This window comes from Chamaesiphon sp. OTE_20_metabat_361, from assembly GCF_031364565.1.
This window is the reverse complement of record NZ_JANLWO010000044.1, coordinates 1-2,751: the sequence shown is the minus strand read 5'-3', so window position 1 is coordinate 2,751 and position 2,751 is coordinate 1. Positions and strand designations below refer to the sequence as shown.

Here is a 2,751-nt window from a genome sequence, read left to right as displayed (position 1 = left end):
CGGCGATTTGGTCGTCGTCTAATACGTCAATATCTGAGGCACTGTAGAGTAGTGCCGATCGCTTTTCGGTATGAATTGCTAACCTCAGCTGTCGATTGGTGGTTGGATAATCGTAGGCGCAACGAGTGTACCAAACGCCGTAAAGCTGATTGTGACTATAAATGCTGAGTTGATTACTAAAGCGAGTCAGTAGGGCTTTGCCCTTGGGGGTGACAGAGACAATCCGGGCGGCGGTGAGTTCGGCTTCAAAGGACTTGAGACGATCGAAAGCAAAGGAGACTTCGGTGAGGGATCGATCGACAATATCTTTAGCAATCTTATCGGCGGCTAATTTAATTTCTGGGCCTTCAGGCATGGGGTTTTTGGGCTATGGCTGGCAAAGAGTTATCAATTAATAAATTCATTAGTAGGTTGGGTTGAAGAATGAAACCCAACATCTCTAGGGTATTGATGTGTTCGTTGGGTTTCGCTGTCGCTCTACCCAACCTACGGACTACAACTCCTCAAATTACAGAAAATTAGCATCTCTACCCTCTGCAATAAGGCTTTTCTCATTAGGAGTGACACACATAACTAAGGCTGCACATCCTAAATCCCAGACTACGAAGTGATACCCAGTCTCTCTTATGCAAGGATTGAGAGCTTCTGCCAGTTTCATCAATGTTAAGTTGCAGTAATAGTAGAAAGAGTCGTCATCTAGCAAATCAGGCTCAAGTTGAAGAACGTAAGGCACATCGGCAAGCGTAAACTCAACTCTTATCGGCTCTTCAGCACTGTGCCATGTAGATTTTACTCCTTCTGGACGGAATGAACCTCTTGATATACCCGCCCAGCCATTCAAAATATCTTCGTGCAACTTCCAACCATATCCAACTTCTTTAGCGTGGGAAAAATCGAAAGAATCAACAGCGTCAAGTGCTACTCCCCATACTCGTGTGAGATAGCCCAGAACTACATAGTCCTTTCTACAGCTTTTCTGGCTTAAATCTAGCCCCTTCTTCTTTCCGATCCAGTCAGCGATACTCCTCTCTGATAAATGTGAATGCTCCTCAAAAAAACCTAATTCTTTATAAAACCTTACAAAATCCAGTAACCATTCTTGAGCATCCATCATTTAAATTAATTCCATCAATAATTCATAACCACTGACAACACTAGAAATTGAAACCGATCGACTACTCAATATATACGGAAACTTTCTCGATGTTACTCGAATCTGGAAATAATAATCAGGTGAGCTATCGACTTGAGTTAATGTCATCCGATCGAACCCGATCTAGAATAGTTAGTTCATCGGTTATCCCTCGTCTTCGCTCCTATGACTGCACTCACAGCTAACTTAATTGAAATTTTCTCGGCGATTCAGGGTGAGGGCATTAATGTGGGGACGCGCCAGATCTTCGTTCGGTTTGGTGGCTGCGACTTGCGTTGCGCTTACTGCGACAGCCAACATACTTGGACGAAACAACCGACATGCTCGATCGAGCAGACTCCAGGAGAGCGGGATTTTGTCACTCATGATAACCCGATCGAGCTGCCCCAATTATTAACGTGGGTCGATCGGCAAAATGTGCCGCATCTGCACGATAGTATCAGTATTACTGGTGGCGAACCTTTATTACATGCCCCCTTCCTGGTCGAATTTTTGCCGCGAGTTAAACAATTGACGCAGTTACCGATTTATCTCGAAACTGGCGGACATCGCCCCAGCCAGCTAGCGCAGGTTTTACCTTACTTGGATCTGGTGGGAATGGATATCAAGTTACCGAGTGTCAGCGGTGAAAGTCATTGGGAAAAACATCGAGAATTTTTGCAATTATGTCAAGCTGCTAAGGTCGAAGTGTTTGTAAAAATTATTATTTCCCAAACTACTAATCCAGAGGAACTTAAGAAAGCAGCGCAGTTAGTCGCTGATGTGAGCGATGGCATTATTATTTTCTTACAACCAATGACCGCACTAGCCAGTCCCCATACTAATCCGGCTTTAACAGCTCCGACACCAGCACAAGTTCTAGCTTGGCAAGCTTTAATGAAGGAGTATGTACCACATATTCGCGTAATTCCGCAAACACATAAGATGCTGGGACAGTTATAGTTATTATCGACCTTTGACGCAGATCGATCGTGTTGGTTTTCCCCATAGATGGTTACTTACACCCTTCCCACTCAAGAAATAGACAATTTCGATTTGTGATGTCGGTCGCCTATCCACACTGTGCCGATGGCAGGCTACGCCAACGCCAACAGTGCAAGCTATCCACTATTCACTATTCACTCACTACTCTAGATGTCTAATGTGACACTGGGAAGGGAGTAGTTACGATCGCATCCCCGGACTGAGAAACTTCACTAGTTGCTCGATTGCTGATTGAATTGCTTGGGGATCTGTACTTTGGATCAGTGCCCAAGGTTGCCCAGCTTCAGATTGGACTCGATTTAGTGCGGCAATTACCAGATCGAATTTCCAGGCAAGCTGCGATCTCGATCGGTCGGGTAGTGCCCGTTGTAACACATCCAAAAATGCTTCGATCGATGCCGAAAATTCCTCCTCCACGATACTCTTGAGCGGTTCGGGTTCCGTCCAACACCGCCCCATAAATTGCGTGTGAACGAATAAGAACTCTTTGTCTTGAGCCAAAAATTCTAGACAGGGTTTGAATAATGCGGTCAAGATCGCTTCTACCGATGGCACTCGACCCTCCGCCTGAAGTTGCTTGAGCAGTGCTAATTCTTGCTCGACGATCGGACGAG

Annotated in this window: 5 protein-coding genes; 1 reads left to right on the top strand and 4 read right to left on the bottom strand. The window is 45.3% G+C overall.

Annotation, left to right across the window (positions count from 1 at the left end):
* From RMO35_RS01110 to RMO35_RS01100, 3 genes are all read right to left on the bottom strand, one after another.
* A partial coding sequence (locus RMO35_RS01110) for a DNA-formamidopyrimidine glycosylase family protein (protein WP_309737973.1) occupies positions 1 to 355 on the bottom strand: 355 nt, incomplete at its 3' end.
* Between the two features lie 153 nt (positions 356 to 508).
* Positions 509 to 1,114 (bottom strand): hypothetical protein, encoded by a 606-nt coding sequence (locus RMO35_RS01105; RefSeq protein WP_309737971.1) that lies wholly within the window; start codon positions 1,112 to 1,114, stop codon positions 509 to 511.
* Positions 1,115 to 1,261 (bottom strand): hypothetical protein, encoded by a 147-nt coding sequence (locus tag RMO35_RS01100; RefSeq protein WP_309737970.1) that lies wholly within the window; start codon positions 1,259 to 1,261, stop codon positions 1,115 to 1,117. It abuts the gene before it with no gap.
* A gap of 57 nt (positions 1,262 to 1,318) precedes the next feature.
* Between RMO35_RS01100 and RMO35_RS01095 the strand changes: the two genes are divergently transcribed.
* Positions 1,319 to 2,095, top strand: a complete 777-nt coding sequence (locus RMO35_RS01095) for a 7-carboxy-7-deazaguanine synthase QueE (RefSeq protein WP_309737969.1) — start codon at positions 1,319 to 1,321, stop codon at positions 2,093 to 2,095.
* 222 nt (positions 2,096 to 2,317) lie between these two features.
* Here the strand turns inward: RMO35_RS01095 and RMO35_RS01090 are convergent.
* Positions 2,318 to 2,751: TetR/AcrR family transcriptional regulator (locus RMO35_RS01090; protein ID WP_309737968.1), on the bottom strand; the 434-nt coding region annotated here is incomplete at its 5' end.

Coding starts and splice junctions, on each gene's coding strand:
- RMO35_RS01095 (WP_309737969.1), top strand. CDS start 1,319: ATGACTGCACTCACAGCTAACTTAATTGAAATTTTCTCGGCGATTCAG.
- RMO35_RS01100 (WP_309737970.1), bottom strand. CDS start 1,261: ATGACATTAACTCAAGTCGATAGCTCACCTGATTATTATTTCCAGATT.
- RMO35_RS01105 (WP_309737971.1), bottom strand. CDS start 1,114: ATGATGGATGCTCAAGAATGGTTACTGGATTTTGTAAGGTTTTATAAA.